The sequence below is a fragment of the Kineococcus glutinatus genome, assembly GCF_039542765.1.
Classification (GTDB): Bacteria; Actinomycetota; Actinomycetes; order Actinomycetales; family Kineococcaceae; genus Kineococcus_A; species Kineococcus_A glutinatus.
Genome location: NZ_BAABIL010000165.1, coordinates 1 through 13,904, shown reverse-complemented (window position 1 = coordinate 13,904; position 13,904 = coordinate 1). Strand labels below are relative to the sequence as shown.

15 protein-coding genes are annotated in these 13,904 nt (G+C 67.7%); 8 read left to right on the top strand and 7 right to left on the bottom strand.

Annotated elements, in window-relative coordinates; all coding sequences use genetic code 11:
* Nucleotides 1-596: 596 nt before the first annotated feature.
* Both ABEB16_RS07135 and ABEB16_RS07130 read left to right on the top strand, forming a co-directional pair.
* On the top strand, nucleotides 597-1,826 hold the full coding sequence (locus ABEB16_RS07135; RefSeq protein ID WP_345711567.1) for an AAA family ATPase: 1,230 nt from the start codon (nucleotides 597-599) through the stop codon (nucleotides 1,824-1,826).
* A gap of 56 nt (nucleotides 1,827-1,882) precedes the next feature.
* Nucleotides 1,883-2,464: a hypothetical protein gene (locus tag ABEB16_RS07130; RefSeq protein WP_345711566.1), complete on the top strand. Its 582-nt coding sequence runs from the start codon at nucleotides 1,883-1,885 to the stop codon at nucleotides 2,462-2,464.
* Between the two features lie 147 nt (nucleotides 2,465-2,611).
* On the opposite strand, the gene ABEB16_RS07125 is transcribed toward ABEB16_RS07130, so the two are convergent.
* The 3 genes from ABEB16_RS07125 to ABEB16_RS07115 form a co-directional block, all read right to left on the bottom strand.
* A complete protein-coding gene (locus ABEB16_RS07125; RefSeq protein ID WP_345711565.1) occupies nucleotides 2,612-3,787 on the bottom strand; it encodes a DUF429 domain-containing protein in 1,176 nt (391 codons plus the stop codon).
* A gap of 82 nt (nucleotides 3,788-3,869) precedes the next feature.
* Nucleotides 3,870-4,457: a GIY-YIG nuclease family protein gene (locus ABEB16_RS07120; RefSeq protein WP_345711564.1), complete on the bottom strand. Its 588-nt coding sequence runs from the start codon at nucleotides 4,455-4,457 to the stop codon at nucleotides 3,870-3,872.
* A 40-nt stretch (nucleotides 4,458-4,497) separates the two neighbouring features.
* Nucleotides 4,498-4,953: an NUDIX domain-containing protein gene (locus tag ABEB16_RS07115; protein WP_345711563.1), complete on the bottom strand. Its 456-nt coding sequence runs from the start codon at nucleotides 4,951-4,953 to the stop codon at nucleotides 4,498-4,500.
* Nucleotides 4,954-5,027: 74 nt separating this feature from the next.
* Here ABEB16_RS07115 and ABEB16_RS07110 point away from each other — a divergent pair, with 74 nt between their 5' ends.
* Nucleotides 5,028-5,645 carry an HD domain-containing protein gene (locus tag ABEB16_RS07110; protein WP_345711562.1) on the top strand — a complete coding sequence of 206 codons (618 nt, stop codon included), beginning with the start codon at nucleotides 5,028-5,030 and terminating at the stop codon, nucleotides 5,643-5,645.
* Nucleotides 5,646-5,869: 224 nt separating this feature from the next.
* On the opposite strand, the gene ABEB16_RS07105 is transcribed toward ABEB16_RS07110, so the two are convergent.
* The 3 genes from ABEB16_RS07105 to ABEB16_RS07095 are packed head-to-tail and all read right to left on the bottom strand — an operon-like array spanning nucleotide 5,870 to nucleotide 6,834.
* The gene (locus ABEB16_RS07105; protein ID WP_345711568.1) at nucleotides 5,870-6,205 is read right to left on the bottom strand and encodes an NUDIX hydrolase; all 336 of its coding nucleotides are present in this window, start codon (nucleotides 6,203-6,205) and stop codon (nucleotides 5,870-5,872) included.
* 3 nt (nucleotides 6,206-6,208) lie between these two features.
* A complete protein-coding gene (locus ABEB16_RS07100) occupies nucleotides 6,209-6,340 on the bottom strand; it encodes an NUDIX hydrolase (RefSeq protein WP_345711561.1) in 132 nt (43 codons plus the stop codon).
* Between the two features lie 8 nt (nucleotides 6,341-6,348).
* Nucleotides 6,349-6,834: a hypothetical protein gene (locus ABEB16_RS07095; RefSeq protein ID WP_345711560.1), complete on the bottom strand. Its 486-nt coding sequence runs from the start codon at nucleotides 6,832-6,834 to the stop codon at nucleotides 6,349-6,351.
* Nucleotides 6,835-7,026: 192 nt separating this feature from the next.
* On the opposite strand from ABEB16_RS07095, the gene ABEB16_RS07090 reads away from it, so the two are divergent.
* Complete coding sequence (locus ABEB16_RS07090; RefSeq protein WP_345711559.1) at nucleotides 7,027-7,569, top strand: site-specific integrase; 543 nt, start codon at nucleotides 7,027-7,029, stop codon at nucleotides 7,567-7,569.
* Nucleotides 7,570-7,733: 164 nt separating this feature from the next.
* Here ABEB16_RS07090 and ABEB16_RS07085 read toward each other — a convergent pair whose 3' ends face one another.
* Nucleotides 7,734-8,600, bottom strand: coding sequence for a hypothetical protein (locus ABEB16_RS07085; protein WP_345711558.1), 867 nt, complete (start codon nucleotides 8,598-8,600; stop codon nucleotides 7,734-7,736).
* Between the two features lie 854 nt (nucleotides 8,601-9,454).
* On the opposite strand from ABEB16_RS07085, the gene ABEB16_RS07080 reads away from it, so the two are divergent.
* The 4 genes from ABEB16_RS07080 (at nucleotide 9,455) to ABEB16_RS07065 (ending at nucleotide 13,836) form a co-directional block, all read left to right on the top strand.
* Nucleotides 9,455-10,666, top strand: a complete 1,212-nt coding sequence (locus ABEB16_RS07080) for a helix-turn-helix domain-containing protein (protein WP_345711557.1) — start codon at nucleotides 9,455-9,457, stop codon at nucleotides 10,664-10,666.
* 256 nt (nucleotides 10,667-10,922) lie between these two features.
* Entirely contained in the window at nucleotides 10,923-11,447 is a 525-nt protein-coding gene (locus ABEB16_RS07075; protein WP_345711556.1) for a plasmid mobilization protein, read from the top strand.
* Nucleotides 11,444-12,433, top strand: a complete 990-nt coding sequence (locus ABEB16_RS07070) for a DUF2637 domain-containing protein (protein ID WP_345711555.1) — start codon at nucleotides 11,444-11,446, stop codon at nucleotides 12,431-12,433. The genes ABEB16_RS07075 and ABEB16_RS07070 overlap by 4 nt, the downstream gene beginning before the upstream one ends.
* Nucleotides 12,430-13,836, top strand: coding sequence for a relaxase/mobilization nuclease domain-containing protein (locus ABEB16_RS07065; protein ID WP_345711554.1), 1,407 nt, complete (start codon nucleotides 12,430-12,432; stop codon nucleotides 13,834-13,836). The genes ABEB16_RS07070 and ABEB16_RS07065 overlap by 4 nt, the downstream gene beginning before the upstream one ends.
* Nucleotides 13,837-13,904: the final 68 nt, after the last annotated feature.

Genomic DNA, 13,904 nt, shown 5'->3' with positions numbered 1-13,904 from the left:
AGTCGCAGGTCAGAGCGGTAGGCCCCGTGGGACTCGAACCCACAACCCGCGGATTAAAAGAGCGGGGAGGGGCGTCCGCCGGGGTCCGGGGAGGGCGGCTGACCTGCGGCGATGGTGCGCCGGCGTGCGGATGGAGCGGGGCGGCTGCCGTCGCGTTGCCGTCACGGCTGCCGTCAGTGGACATCTACAGCAGATTTGCCTGAGTCCGGGTGCGTTCTATCAACTCGAGTGCCGCTCCGTTGGAGAGCGCTGGTTGCCCCGTTGCATCCGACCGCCACCGATTGCAGTTCCGCAGGTGGTGCGGATGTAGCGCTGTACTGTCAGTGTGCGTTGCTGGCGAGGCTTTGACGCCCGAGTGGCACGAGCGGATCCCGCTAGCACCTTGTCTGCAGTAGAGGCAAGCCGTGCTCCGGCTCCTTCAGAGCTGCAACGCCTCCTGTCATGGTCTCAGGTCTCCGCTTAGGTCGTCAGGGGAGCGCAAGTCTCAGCACAGCTGACAGGTCTAGCGGGCGCAGTGGCGGGGTGCTCAAGAGGCGTGCCAACCATGGTGTGCGCGCCCGCAGGACTTGCATGGAGGACGCCTCTAGCATGGGTCCATGCCAGTGCCTCAACCACCGTACCTACTGCGCTTGAAGGCCAAAAATTTCCGTAGTCTTCGAGATGTCGACCTGGCTCTAGGAGCCGTCAACGTCTTGGTTGGACCGAACGGTGCTGGCAAGTCGAACCTTTTGGACGTGATTCAGTTCCTGGGCGACAGTGTGCGCCTGGATATTGTCGGAGCTGTACAAAAGCGCGGAGGTTTCGATCGCGTTCTATTCCGAGGAAAGCGAACGGGACGTCGCCGAGAAGTTCAAATTGGCATCGAGGCTGCCGTAACCAAGAATAGTAACCGCAAGTCGGCGACTGACAATTATGACCTTTCGTTTTCGAGTGTGCGCATAGTCAATCCGCGTACCAAAGAGCTGCGCCGGATGGGCATTCGCCGCGAAGAGAGTTTTCTATTCAAGCGAACAACTGGTCCCGGGCGCCGCATCAACCTTACGGGTTCGGACCTGACAGTTATCACCGGCGAAGAGGAGACGAGAAAACTCGATTTGAGTGAAGGCACGCTTGCCTTGGCAACACTGCCTCGCCTAGGTCCCACTGAAGGGGGCGAGCAGGTGGGGGCGCTGGCCGATCTTTTCGCCAGCTTTCGCGTCTTCGATGTCGACGTAATGCGCGCCCGCGAGCCGTCGATCGATGACGAGTCAGACGACCTGAAAGATGACGCCTCGAACCTATCTGCGTTCCTTCGGTATCTGAAGCGCCACCACTCGGACGTATTCGATCAGTTGCTTCGAGATGCAAGGCAGTTCATTCCCGGTCTTGAGTCACTTGACTTCATTGACGTCGGTGGGACGACGGACGCCACCTATGTTGCTCTGATTGAGTCCGGCCTAGAGGGGCACACGCCTCTTGTCGATGCTTCCTACGGTTCCATCAGGGCGTTGGCCTTGCTCGCGCTGCTATACGACCCGAACCCACCGCGGTTGACCTGCATCGAAGAAATCGATCATGGCCTCCACCCCTACGTCTTGGACCGCTTAGTTGAACTTATTCGCGGTGCCAGCAAGAAGACGCAGTTTATTATCGCAACCCATTCGCCATCCTTGGTGAACCGTCTGCGTGCTGAGGAATTGGTTGTCTGTCAGCGCGGGGATGAGGGTGAGTCACTCGTTCCTGCCATCGATCCTCGAGTCGTTCGGGAGATGGAGGACGCCGGTGGGGGAGAACTAGGCCTAGGAGAACTTTGGTTCAGTGGCGTTCTTGGGGGAGTGCCTGAATGAGCCGAGCGAATCGGGGCACCAGGCAAATCCTCCTATTTGGGGAAGACCCCAATGACATGGAGACGGTGAAGGAGTTGGTGCGCGGGCTCCGTCCCGACCTCAATGTCAAGTTCACGTCGCTGAGAACGCCAATCACCCTCGTTCGTGGTGTGCGCCCTGAAACGGCTAAGAGTGTTGACCGGCGACTTCTTGCGGCTATTCGAGCGGCGAATGTCAGCGCTCCTGTTCATGCTACGTTGTTGCACGAGGATGCGGATGCAGTCGAGCCAGCACATGAGGCATTAATCGAACGAAAAGAAGCTCAACTTGATGCTGCGCCTGGCGTCGTACTTGCTGTGGTGCCGGCTTGGGAGATGGAGTCATGGTGGTTTCAGTTCCCTGAGTCTGTTGCGAAATATCGACCGACCTGGGGCCGGCTGGACAAGTACGCCGGCAGGCATGTGGGCAAAATCGTAAATGCCAAAGAGGAATTGAAGCGAGCGCTACGATCTGGTGCTAGGCAAGGCCGGGCAGTCGAGTATTCCGAGTCAGACTGCCCGGGAATAGCGCGCGTAGTGGTCAGCCTGCGTGAGTATGATTCACCTAAGGCCCGTAGCGATAGTTGGAGTACCTTCGTGAGGAAAATTATGGCCTTGTAGCCAGTGTGGTTAAGCATGTGCTCGCGCGAGGACGGCGCGCAGCGCCGCCCACAGCGCGAGCACCTTGACGGAGTAGAGAAAGTTCTCACAGCTATGGGGCTCCGATGACTAGCGGACGCGCATGACGGCCATCGATGAGGGCTAGCCCTACGCGTGACTAAGGAGTGCCGACACCCGTAGGCGAGCCCCTGGCTGCTCGCCACTGCTTGCAGATCGCTTGCTGGCGACGATCCGGTCCACACGGACATCGTCGGCTTGCCTCGGGCCGTTGTACTGCGGCCGCACGCCGATGACGTCGATGAGGGCGTCGATGGTGGACTTGAGCAGGTTGTCCAGGTCCGGCTCGCTGCTGCCGCGCTGCTCGGGGGTGAGGACGAAGTCCACCTCGATCTGTATGCGCACATCGGGAGCCAGGGCGCAGCCGGCGAAGGCTGCTGCGACGGCATCCTTCCAGCGTCGCTCGTTCTCCTCGGCCGCATACCCGGTGGGACGGCCGGCGACCATCCGCTCGAAGGCTTGCTCCTCGGCCGTCGGCGCTGACGGGCGCCGATCGACGGCTGGGCGCGTCGGCGTGTGTGCGGGCGGCGGTGGGGCGACGATGTAGCCCTCCTCCACGCTGCCGTACACGTGCAGGGCCTCCTGGCGGTGGTGCCAGAGCCAAGCGAGGTGGGCGCACAGGATGGCGTCCATCTCGTCCTCGATGCGGTTGAGATCGTCGGGCGCGGGAGCGGCGATCGTCCGCTTGATCTGCTGCCACCTCGGGTGGCCGGCCAGCTGCAGGACCGTGATCGACTCTAGGTGCCTGGCCAGCTCGGTGAATGCCGGTGTCCGGCGTTGGGTGTTGCCCTTCTTGTAGTTCAGCCGGTAGCCCAGCTTGAAGAGCCCGACCATGGCCGGGTGGGGGTAGACCTCGATGCACACGGCCTCGTCTCCACCGGTGGGCATCAACGGGTCGACAGCCCACCCGAATCGTTCCGCCAGCCGCTGGGCGCGAGGGCGTGTGCCGAGGAGGCTGTGGTTCGACGGGTAAGCGGAGGCACCGAAGCTGCCGAAGTACTTGCCCATCTGCTTCTCAGGCTCCCGCGAGCCGGTCGCGTTGGGCACGATGAGCGGTGCGTCGACGGCCGCCACCACGACGCGTCCCGGCTGCTGCTCCAGCCATGCGGCGATCTGGTCGTCGGTCTGGACGCGGGCGGAGGCGATGAGCCGGCCGCTGCCATCGACCGCAGCGAGGCCGGTCCTGCCTGCGGAGGACGTCTCGACCCAACCCAGATCGATGCCGATGAAGCAGTCCTCGAGCCGAGGGTGCACTGCACTGCTCATGGTCACAGCCTGTCGTCGTGCCGGCGGTCGCGCAGCCGTTTCCCCAGATGCACGGCAGGCCAAGGGCCGTGCCTTCGGGACCTCAGCGCGGCAGTACCGGCAGCGACCGAGCCAGCTCGCGCTGCCGCGCCCGTGCCTGGCTCAGCTGGGCGTGGAAGCTGCCGTAGGCGTTCTGCGCGAGGTTGAGCGGCAGGTCCACGCCCCCGATGAGCTGCGTCTCCAGCAGCCACGGCTGCGGGTCCTCGACCCAGCACACCCGGGCGTGCTCAGCCATCCAGTCGTTGAGTACCGCCTCGCCATCGCTGAACGTCAGCCGGCTGCCGGTGCTGCCGACCCGGCGCAGGCCGATGCCGAGCTCGTCGGCCAAGAGGACATCCAGCGTCAGTCGCAGTGTGGAGCCGTAGGCGTTGCCGCGGTAGTGGTAGCGCACCCGGCTGCGCAGCGTCTGCTTGCTCACAGGGCCGCCGTCAGCTGGTGGGCGCTTGGGCGAGATGCCGACGTACAGGAGTGCGGACCCGTCCACGCGGTGGCACCCGTCGACGGGCACACCGGGCGGGGCGGCGTCGAAGTACCAGGCGTACACGCCGTTCTTCGCCGGTACGGGGCTAGGGCGTTCGAGCACCTCGGCTCGTGTCCAGAGGCGAGCGGGGTCGAGGAGGCTGGCGCTCACCACAGCATCGTGTCTGATGCCACAGCCGCAGTCCTGCCGTTCACGACATCGGCATGGCTACGACGCCGTGCTCGGCGTAGTGCCCCGCACCCGCGGGGCCGGCCTGCAGGGCGGTGCGGATGCGCCGGGCGAGCCGCGCAGGCGTGAGCTCGTCGAGGGCGGCAGGGTCGTGGAAGTCGGCCCGGGCGATCTCCCGGCCATCGGGTGCGATGCGGGCGCGGGCGTCGGGGGAGAGGACCCCACCGTCGAAGACGAACAGCACCTTGTCGCCCTCATCGGGATGGGGCGCCCAGTCGACCAGCAGTAGGCCGGTCACCGGTAGGTCGGTGCCGAGCTCCTCGACGACCTCGCGGCGAGCAGCGGCCAGCGGGCTCTCACCGGGCTCGACGTAGCCACTGGGCAGATCCCAGCCGTCCTTGTACGTCGGCTGCACGAGCAGGAAGTGCCCGCGGCCATTGCGGTAGATCACTCCAGCCGCCACACGAGGTGTCGCCATGGGCGGCTCGGCGTCCGGTGTCACAGGGCCGACCGTAGGGCGTCGGGGTCGGTGCGGGCTAGCAACATCGTGCCGTGGACGTCGCCACCGCCCGGGCTCTCGCGGAGGAGCACCTCGCCGAGGCCCTGCCGCGTCGCTGGCAGCACTCGCAGGCGGTCGCCGCGACGGCTGCCGAGTACGCCGCTCGGCTCGGCCTGGACCCGGACGTCGTCGTGGCGGCCGCGTGGCTGCACGACGTCGGCTACGCCCCTCCGCTCGTCGACACGAGCTTCCACCCGCTCGACGGGGCAGCGCTCCTCGCCCGGTCGGGCTGGCCTGGCGAGGTGGTCAACCTGGTGGCGCACCACAGCTGCGCCGACGTCGAGGCCGAGCGACGCGGGCTGGGTGACGTCATGCGGCGCTACCCCGACGCACCGGGCGTGGAGCGGGACGTCCTATGGGCGAGCGACGCGACGACCGGCCCGGACGGGCAGCGGCTCTCGGTGGCAGAGCGCGTCCTGGAAGTGGTTCAGCGGTACGAGCCGGCAGACCTGGTGTCGGAGTGCATGGTGCACATCGCGCCCCAGCTCGCTATGGCCGTGCAGCGGACGTCCCAGCGCATCGCGGGCGGCCCCGTCGCGGCCTCCGTGTCTTACGACGGCTGGACGGATGCTAAGCCCCTGCCGTACATCCTGCCGGTGCTCGCGACCTAGGACCCTGAGGGCATCGCCGAGTACGCGGTGGACGAGTACGAGCCCGAGGCGCAAACCCTCAGCAGCCTGCTCCGGGCCGGCTACACGATCGACGTCTCGATGGTCGTCGCGGTGTGGGAGCACTGGTTCGGCCCGCAGAGCTCTCTCACCCGCGCGCACGACCTGCGCAAGCTCGAGGAGCTGGCCGAGGCCCTGCAAGGCCCCGTGCAGACCGCAGGCTCCGCTCAGCCGATGTCGGGCTCGGCGCGGTCCTCGAAGCCGTGGTCGACGCGCAACCGGATCGAGGGGTGCATCGGGAGCTCGTCGAGCTCGTTGTCGGCCACCCACCGGATGTCGGGTGACTCATCGCTGCGCTCGAGCTCGCCGCCGAGAAGCTCCGCACTGAAGGAGAGGGCGAACTGCTGGCGCACCTCGCCGTCGTCGTAGGCGATGACGTGGTCGGGGTCGGAGTAGACGCCGATCAGGCCCGTCACCCGCACCTCGTAGCCCGTCTCCTCACGCGTCTCCCGCTCCGCGGTGGTGGCGATGCGCTCCCCGACGTCCTGCGTGCCGCCCGGCAGCGCCTACATGCCGTTGTCTGATCGCTGGATCATGAGCACTCGCTCCTGCTCGTCGAGGACGAAGGCGGTGGCGGCGGTCACGATGCGGTTGGGCCGCGGGCCGGCGGGGTCGTGGAAGTACTCGGTGCGGCCCACGGGTCCTCCTAGCTCCAGGCTGGCGTCGCTTCGTCCCACACCTTGTCGTACATGACGCTGTAGGTGTCGAACAGTCCACCGGCCGCCAGCTTGCGCAAGTGCAGAGCGGGGGCCTGGGCAGCGGGCAGGCCGTAGACGTGGGGGTTGGCGAGCATCTCGTCGTCGGCGCGGTAGATCGACGTGTACAGCGTCGTGCCGTGCAGCCGGACGTGGACGCCGGGGACGCCCTTGAGGCGCGGCCGCAGCAGCTGGAGGGCGTTGCGGACCTTCACGGCGACGGCGGTGCGGCCGATGCCCTCCTCGCCCCGGATGGCGACCGCTCCACTCTTCGGGTCGCCCAGCAGGAGCCGGACGCGCACCCCCTGTTGCCCCTTCTCCGCCAGGGTGTCGAGCACGGCGGGCATCTGCTCGGGCAAGAAGAGTCCGGCGTAGACCAGAACGTCGATCTGCGTCGTGGCCTTGGCGAAGAGCTGGGGCCAGGCGTCCCATGGCACGGCGGCGCGGCGCGGGAAGACCTCGATGACTTCCGAGGCGGAGGCGGCGTCGCGTCGCTCCTGGCTGACGGCGTCGGGCCACAGGTCGTACTCCCTGACCCCGAGCACATCGGCGGCGTGGACGCGGAGCCGCGGGTACGGCACTCGCCCCTGGCTGACTCAGCGCTGCACCGTCTTGGCGTCCACGCCCAGATGCGCGGCGAGGTCCGCGGCGCTCATGCGCCCGTTGGCGAGGGTGTGGCGCAGGCGCTCGGGCTGCGCTGGTGCGATGTCGACCTGGACGAGGGGCCGCTGCGGGTGAGGCAGACACTGCAACGCACGCCGGAGGGGCTGGTGTTCGTGCCGCCGAAGTCGGAGCGTTCCCGGCGCACGGTATTCCCGCCTGCGGTGGCCGGGGCGGCACTGCGGGACCATAGAAGAGCGATGGTCGCTGAGGCGCTGCACCGTAGCCGTCCCATAGCAACTGACGCGCTCGTGTTCACAAACTCGATTGGCTCGCCGATGGAGCCGCGCAATGTAAGCCGCGCGTTCGTTAAGCTCCTTCAGTCAGTTGGGCTGCGGCGTGTGCGGCTCCACGATTTGTGGCACACACGCGCGACGCTGCTGCTTGTGCAAGGCGTGCCAGCGCGGGCGGTCATAGAAGTGCTCGGGCATAGTGGCATCGCATTGACACTGAATACTTATAGCCATGTTCTGCCGCCGATGCATCAAGGATGCTGCGCGGTGCATGGATGAGGCGCTTCTCATGCCTAATTACTTGGGTCGTTCAGCGATTATAGATGTGGAGGCATGGTGCTCCGGAAGTATGTACTTCTTACTTATTCAGGATTGCGCACTCTACTTGAGAGGCGCGAAGGCACTAGTGCGGATCGCCGCTCAATGGCGCGGCGTAGCTGGGTTCACCCGATTGGTCGGGCAATGCAATCCCAAGACGCCGGCTTTTGCAACCTCTGGCACAGGGCTTCGGCCGATGCCTCGTCTGCTGCGGGTCCTGCCCACGTAAACACATGATTAGGAGTTGGCGAGTCAATGTAACCGTTAAGGGCGGCCGGACACATCGCGTCTGACTTCGTCGCATGAACCCGCAGACTGACTGAGGGACTTAAGTTGCGCGCCCTGTTTTCCTCGTAGCGTACTTGCTTTGCGGCCTCTTCTGCCGAGTTCGGTCCCTCGTGGGCGCCTAGGAAGGCTGCCCACTGGGTTGGTTGGCAAGGCAGCGGTGTGAAGAAGGTTGCAGGGATAGGTGAAGCTGGGTTGGCTTCCACGGTGACGGTTACCGTGGGCGCCGGCGTCAACTGTGCGCTGGAAGCGTCCGACGTTGACTCTGCGTCACTTCCGGCTGATAGCCCGAGGCCGAGCGCGATGCCTCCAATGAGGCCAGCGAGTCCTATGCCGCCGACAATTCTCCATCCCAGTGATAGCCTATTGCTTGCTCGCTCGAGCTGCTGCAGCAAGTATTGGTTCTTCTCCTGCAGTTCCTGGTAATCTTGGCTTGCTGCAGCTAAGGCGTCTTGGTGCAGTTGCAGGTCGGATTGGACCTGCTGAATTTCGGCATCCCTATGCCTAAGGGCTGCATGAACCTCCTGCCTGACATGCTCGGATATTTCATTCAAAGAGTAGCCAGTACTATTATTGATTTGATTGACCAGATTGTTCTCTAGTCGATGACTCTGGTCGCGTAAATCAATGTTGTCTCGACCGATCGCGGTTCCATGATCAGATACGCGTTGTCGACTGCTACGTGTGCTCCACCATGGATCACTCATGGGGGTTGGCTACGCATTCTTGTCCCGGCCGAAGCTGTCTCGACCGATGGCAGATCCTGAACCGGAAACCTTTTGGACCTGGCGAGATGACGAGCGGTTGATGGATACTCGCGCTGTGACTGTGCCGGCGATCCCGCCTGCCAGTAGGCTGAGGACAATATTCAACAACTGTTCGTCCATGGAGACCCCAAGTGGCTGGTGCGTGGGTGCGTACCTTCTTCATACCACCGACGCTACGATGGGCGCTGCCCTTTCGTAATGTTGCACGCACCGTCGGTAGCGCTGCTGTGGTTGGACCGCCCCGTCGTCGCGAGGTCGCCGGTACTCGAGGCAAGCACGCTCTCGGACCCGTGCTCGATCTTGATGATGGGCCAAGGATCGAGCGGGCGCGCGAGTTGCCCATGTCGCTCGCTGACAGATCGCTGAGTCCGATGTGGTTCGCAGAGGGTCGGCCGCTGATGTCCATGAACCCATGGGCTCGACATCCTTGATCACAAGTTCATGGCTCGGAAGTTCGGCCTTCGCGCGTTGCCGTCAACCACTGCCGTCAGCCTCGGCTGTAGGGCCTACGGACTAGCATCCCCGCAGGTCAGAGCAGTAGGCCCCGTGGGACTCGAACCCACAACCCGCGGATTAAAAGGCAACCCGGCCCACGTCCGGACAGTGCCGACTGACCGCGTCTAGGCCTCTGACCTGCGACTTCTCTTCCCGGCTGGTGCCGCCCGGTCCGCTCAGACCGGGCGGTGCCGCCGCATCCGTTAGCGCGGTGTGAGCGCGCGTCCGCCCCCTTCCGATGGGTGTTGATCCGTGCGCTCGCCCCGCGGTGCCCTCGCGATGCCTGCGGAGAGAAGACCATGAGCACCCGCCCACCTACCCCCGCGCCTGCCGACGAGCTGGCGCCCCCACCGATCGACACCCGCCCCACCGACGCCCACCCCGCCAGCCCGAGCGGCTTGGGTGATGACGTCTCCCTCGTCGTCGAAGAGCCCCGCTTCGCCCTGGTGCCGGAGTGGGTGATCGACGCCGTGATCCCCGACTCTTCTTTCCGGCTGTACTCGCTGCTGCTGCGCTACGGCGGCACTTCCGGCCAACGCATGCCGTCGCGGACCACGCTGGCGCGGCGGATGCGCCGCTCGGTGGATGCGGTGGACCGGGCGATGCGCGAGTTGGTGGCCGCCGGCATCGTGCGCGTGGAGCACCGCCGCAGCGGCCAGCAGTACCTGTCCAACCGCTACCACGTGCGCACCTCTGGGCCGCTGCCTCTCGAGGAGCCGAGTCGGGGTGGCCGCACTTCTGCGGCCACCTCGGCACGGGACTCATCACCTCGCCGGGGTGGCCGTGCAGACGCGGCTACCGGTGACCGCACGGATGCGGCTACCCCTGGCCGTGGATCTGCGGTGACCCCTGGCCGCGCGGGTGCGGGCAGGGTGGCCGCAGATGTGCGGCACGACCCAGAGCCTTCTACCCAGAGCACACCTCCTCCTCCCGCTTCTCCTGCTGCCCGATCCTCGGCCGCGCTCTCCGCCCGCTCCGCTGCCGCTGCTGGTGTTGGGCGGGGGGAGGTGGTGGTGGATGAGGATCTGTTGATCGCCTGCGGCGTGGTCAACATCGCTGAGTTGTCCACGCGGTGCATGGCCGCGCGGCGGGCGCTGGGGCTGTCGGCCACTCGGTGGGCTTCGCACTGTCTGGCCGCTGCGCTGCACCTGGCTGTCCGTGGTCGTGGCTGGCCGGCCGAGTTGGCGGTGCCGGCGTTGCTGGCCGTGGCCGCCGACCCGGCCAGCCAGTCCCCGATGCGGCTGGCCGAGGCCGGGCCGTGGTGGGACCAGGTGACCGCTCCGGACAGCACTGGCAGCGCTGGCGGTGCTGTGGCTGGCTGGGCGGTGGCTGGTGCGGCCAGCGCGGAGGAGCTGGCCATCTGCGAGCAGCGCCTGGCCGAGCTGGGAGGTCAGCGTCCCCGGCTGCAGGCCCAGGCCCGCGCTGAGCTGGCGCGGGAGGGCATGCCCGTCACCCGCTCCACGGTGGTGCGCCGCGCCTGCGAGATCCTGGATCGGCGGGCCGCCGGATGAACCACCACAGGCGCTACATGACGCCCGAGGTCGCCGGCGACGGTGGAGCCGTTGCGGCAGTAGCGCTCGCTGCCGCTCGCCCGTGCTGGCCGGCAGCTGAGGGGGGAGCTGGAACGGCGGGAGCAAGATATGCATCTGGTCCCCAGATGCGGCGCCGCCACCGCCTCGGCGCTGTGGCGCAGGTGGTCCTCGGGCGCGAGGGGGTGGCGACCGGGCGCGGTCGAGGCCAGAACGGCACCTTCGCCGGGAGCGTGCGGTGAGCGGGCAGCGTTCGCGCACGCCGGGGCGGGACCGGGTGCACGTCTCCCCGGGCCGCAGCCGGCAGGTGAAGCTGCGCTGCACCGAGGAGGAGTTCACTGCGCTGGCGACCGCGGCGCGGCTGGCGGGGTTGACGGTGAGCGGCTACGCCGCCGAGGCCGCCTTGGCTGCTGCCCGCGGGGTGGAGGCGCCCTCGACGGCGCCGTTGCGGGCGGCGCTGGTGGAGGTGATGGCCGCCCGCTCACAGGTGCGCCGCTTCGGCCTCAACGTCAACCAGGCCGTGACCGTGCTGCACGCCACCGGTCAGCCACCGCCGTGGCTGGCCGACGCCGTGGCGGCCACCGTCCGCGCGGTGGCCCGGCTGGACGACGTGGCCGATCAGCTGGCCACCGCCACCCGCCGGCCACTACGTCGGTCATCGGGTCGGACACGGCCAGCAGACCCCGCAGCCGCGGGACACGTAAGTCCGGACGGCGCGGTCGGTATGGACGCTGCAAACAGCATGGGGGAGGGGAGGTCGTGAGCGCGGCGACCGACCGCTGGCTGACCCAGCGCGCCAGCCAGCAGCAGCGCGAGAGGACCGACCCGTTCGACGTCATGGCCGAGCGGGCGGCCGCCGCCGGCGTCGGCGTGCTCATCGTCACCGGCTTCGCCGCCAGCTACACCACGCTGCGCGACCTGGCCGCCGACGTCGGGGGCTTTCCGCCCTGGCTGGCGCCGGTGGTGCCGCTGTCCTTCGACGTCGGCATCATCGTGCTCAGCCTCAAGGTGGTCCTCGCCGCCCGCGCCGGGCGCAGCGCCCGGCTGCTGCGCGCGCTGGTCATCGCCTTGTCCACAGCGACGGTGCTGGCCAACGGCGCTGCCTCCCACAGCATCACCGGCTGGCTGCTGCACGCCGTGCCGCCGGCGATGTTCGTCATCTGCTTCGAAACCCTCGCCGCCAGCGCCCGCCACACCGCCCTCACCACCCGAGCAGGAGCACAGCAGAAGCAGTCGCTGCCGCTGGCGCGCTGGCTGCTGGCACCGCGCCCGACGTGGCGGCTGTGGCGAGAGCACGTCCTCGCCACCGCGCTGCCGCCCGCGACGTGGTCGGAGCCGGAGATGGTCGCGGACCTGCGCCTGACCGCCCCGTCGGATGAGCGCCCGGGTACCTGCGGCACCCATGGCACACCGATGCTTCCCGTGCCGGAGACGCTTCAGCCCGAGACGCCCGAGGATGCGGCGGGCGACACGGAGCCGCCGGACGAGGAGCTGCGCGAGCCCGCGCCGGGGCCGCTGGAGGAAGCACCGGCAGACATACCGGCCACCGCACCGGCCATGGGCTCGCTGCCCACGCGCCTCGCAGTCGCTGTCGAGGCGATGCGCCAGGAGCCGGACATCACCGCCGTCGCCTTGGCCGAGGTGCTGCGCGCGGCAGGACACGCAGTGTCCGTGCGCACCGCCCAGCGGGTGCGCCACGAGGCCCACCACCACCTCACCGCAACCCACGGCCCGGGGGAATCCTCGTGATCGGCAAGGTCAGCCGCGGCAACGACACCGCCGGGCTGCTGCGCTACCTCTTCGGCCCTGGCCGGGCCAACGAGCACACCGACCCCCACCTCGTCGCCGCCTGGGACACCACCGACCAGCACAACTTTCAGGCGCTGCAGCCAGCGCATGACGGGCACCGCCACGACGTGCGGCCGCTGGCTCGTCTCCTGGACCAGCCGCTGGCCGCCCTGCCCCGCCAGCCGACGACGACGGTGTGGCACTGCTCGCTGCGCACCGCACCCGGCGACAAGGTCCTCAGCGACGAGCAGTGGGCCGACGCCGCCCGCACCGTGCTGGACCGCGTCGGCCTAGCGCCGGCCGGTGACCTGGACGGCTGCCGCTGGGTAGCGGTGCGCCACGCAGACGACCACATCCACCTGCTGGTCACCCTCGCCCGCCAAGACGGCAAGAACGTGCGTACTTCCCACGACTACCGCCGCGTCGGTGAGGCCTGCCGCGACCTCGAACACCGCCACGGCCTGCAGTCCACGCCCGTCCGCGATGGCACCGCGATCCGCAGGCCCACCCGAGCCGAGACGGAGAAGGCCACCCGGCACGGCCTCAAGGAGAGCAGCCGGGAGACGCTGCGCCGGGAGGTGCGCCTGGCCGCCGCAGCCACCGACTCAACGGACGCGTTCTTGGCCGACCTGGGTACCCGCGGCCTGCTCATCAAGCTCCGCTACAGCACCCACGACCCCGGCCAGGTCACCGGCTACGCCGTGGCCTGGCCGGGTGACCGCAGCCAGGACGGGGGCCCGGTGTGGTTCAGCGGCAGCCGACTGGCTGACGACCTCAGCCTGCCCCGCCTGGCCCGCCAGTGGGCAAGCCTCCGCGATGACCGGTGCGCTGCACCGGAGACTCGGCCGGGCCCTGGTCATGGCTCATCAGCGCCCCAGCGCGAGCACACCGGGGCCGACATCGCCCGCGCGGTGCGCCTCACCAGCCGGCTCCTCCAGACTGCGAGCTCTTCATCCGATGAGGTCGACGCCGTCGCCCGTGCCGCCGTCGCTCTGCTGATGGCCATCGCGCGCAGCGTCGAGGGCTCACGCGGCGGAGTGCTGACCAGCGCTGCCGACGCCTACGACAGCGCTCTCGGCCGCGCACGTGGGCACCGCGCCCCCACGCCGCCAGCTGCCGTGCCACTGCTTCAGGTCGCCCAGCACGTCGCAGCCATCGGGCGCCTGAGCCCGTCCCAGGGGAGCTCGGCCTGGTCAGCGACGGCGGAGCTGTTCCACAGCATCCAACGGCTTCGCGGCCCCGATCAGCCCCGGGTCGTGGAGCGCGTCGTGATGGTGAGCTCCTCTCACATGGTGTCGCGACCGCAGTCCGCTCTGCCTGAGCATGTCGGTGTAGTTGTGGAGGGTCAGCACCGGGGACGCTGAAGCTGACCGGAGCTTGACCCGGTTTCCCGGACAGGTGGGTGACTTGATCATGCCGCAGTAGTCAGTGT